This is a genomic window from Mesorhizobium sp. P3_A9 (assembly GCF_056402975.1).
The window spans coordinates 1-2,105 of the sequence record NZ_JBFUGJ010000599.1; the positions used below are offsets into that span (position 1 = coordinate 1).

The window sequence follows — 2,105 nt, forward strand, 5'->3', positions numbered from 1 at the left end:
TCGATATCCTTCTTTCGATATCCTTCTTCGAGATCGGACTTGCTAAGGCCATTTGCGTCCGGCACATGCCCGTTGTGTAGCGGTCTTGTCGCTTCATTCGAAAAATCGGAAGTTTGGGGGTGTCCCATCGACTCACCTGCTCCTCTCCGCCGCTGACCTGCCTTTACTCCTTTTGGTTTGGCTCCCTCGCAAAAACTTGTCAGCGTGAACTGATACGCTCGTTAATCGTGTGTCAGGCTGCTTAGGTCTTAGGAATGGATTTAAGGAGTAGGGCATACGCCGCCCCAACGCACGGGCGTATGGCTTTCCTGCTCGTTAGAGGTAACCCAACCTGGAAGGCATACTACGATGCTGTGGAAAAGACGCATTAATCTTGGTTAACAATTTGTAATTATATCTTAGCTAGCTAATATACCGAAGCTTATGCAGCCTAGAATTGTGCAGGTCTGAAATCACACTAAAAAAGTGTATGCGGAATTGTCTCGACCTGAGAGGTGCAAACTTGCGATTAGAGGAATCGGGCCGCGATTTTAGAAAACCGTACTGACTGCTGCCGGTCCACCCTCCCTTGGGCGCTGCATGCTCGAACCTAGCGCAGCTTCTCGAATATGCTCACGACGCGTCGGCGTCACCGGTTTATCGGCCTCCGGTGGACCGCCGAATTGTTGCTCTCGTACTTCGTTCGTATGCTTTGCACATATCTAGCGTGATCGCATATAGTCCCCCAGCCCCGGCGCCGTTTCTCACAAACTGCCCGTCGGTTAGGCCCGGTGTCCTAGCCCCATCCCAACAAGGGGTGCCGGGCCGCTCCATCCAAATCCTGGTTGACTAAAGGCCCGCCGCCCCATTTGCGAGGCGACGGGCCCTCGCCCCAGCCCACACACCTATCAACGCAATTGCGGTGCCAAGGCTACTGACCCGTAACGGGTCACAGTCGGCCCAACGGCGGATAGGCTTCACATGCATTGTGTCGCGACGCCCGCCAAGGAAAAGCCCGCGCCTCTGGCGGAGAGCGCGGGCGGATCAGGGGTCATTGCCCCGATCTTCAGCAGGTGATGGAAGGCATACCCTGCCGCAAGCACAACCCGTGAAAGGTTCCATCAAGCCGATTCTGGCTTCTTCCCTTCGTCGTAAGTCGCGTTCCAGTCGCGGATGGCGCCCCACCACAGGCGGACCTGACCCATCGATTGGACCATTTCACGGACGCGCCCAATGCGATATATTGATCCGATAGTCTTCTTACCTGATCTTCGGGAAGCGCGGATCGGGAGAAGATAGCGGCGAGCACGAGGTTATGAAGAGCCAATGATAGGCTTGGAGATGACCATGTCCATCAACGACCAGATCGGATCGCCTGGTATATTGCAGGGCCGCCTTTCGGATTGCATCGCGCGGCGGACTGCCGTGGATGAGAGCCGCCGGACGCCGATCCTTAACCTGTCCTTGTTCCGCCGCAGTAAGCGCTATTCACCGAGGTACGGCCGGTGGTGGAACGCGACGGCATGCTAATCCCCAGAGATGACGAACGCATGAAATTGCGCCTCGACGAGAAGCGCGAGGGATACTTTTAACAGTGCGCCACATGGCAAAGAGCCTTGCACCCACCGACGGCGTCCGCGAGTACCTGGCGGCGCAGGAAAAAAAGTCGCTGCTGCGCTTCCTGTCCTGTGGTGCGGTCGATGACGGCAAGTCGACGCTGATCGGGCGCCTGCTGTCCGACACCAAGCAGATTTTCGAGGACCAGCTCGCCGCGCTCGAAGGCGATTCGCGCAAGCATGGCACGACCGGCGACGACATCGATTTCGCGCTGCTGGTCGACGGTCTCGAGGCCGAGCGTGAACAAGGCATCACCATCGATGTCGCCTACCGCTTCTTTGCCACGCCGAAGCGCAAGTTCATCGTTGCGGACACGCCCGGCCACGAGCAGTATACGCGCAACATGGCAACCGGCGCCTCGACCGCCGACCTGGCGATCGTGCTGATCGATGCGCGGCAAGGGGTGCTGCGCCAGACCCGGCGCCATTCGATCATCGCCTCGCTGCTCGGCATCCGCCATGTCGTGCTGGCCGTCAACAAGATCGATCTCGTCGATTTCGACCAGGCGG

General features: G+C 58.0%; 2 pseudogenes. Both read left to right on the plus strand.

From position 1 onward, the window contains the following. Nucleotides 1-1,466 precede the first annotated feature (1,466 nt). A pseudogene (locus tag AC1DX0_RS35065) lies at nucleotides 1,467-1,559 on the plus strand (sulfate adenylyltransferase subunit CysD); the annotation flags it as partial. Nucleotides 1,560-1,573: 14 nt separating this feature from the next. Continuing rightward, a pseudogene (gene nodQ, locus AC1DX0_RS35070) lies at nucleotides 1,574-2,105 on the plus strand (bifunctional sulfate adenylyltransferase/adenylyl-sulfate kinase NodQ); the annotation flags it as partial.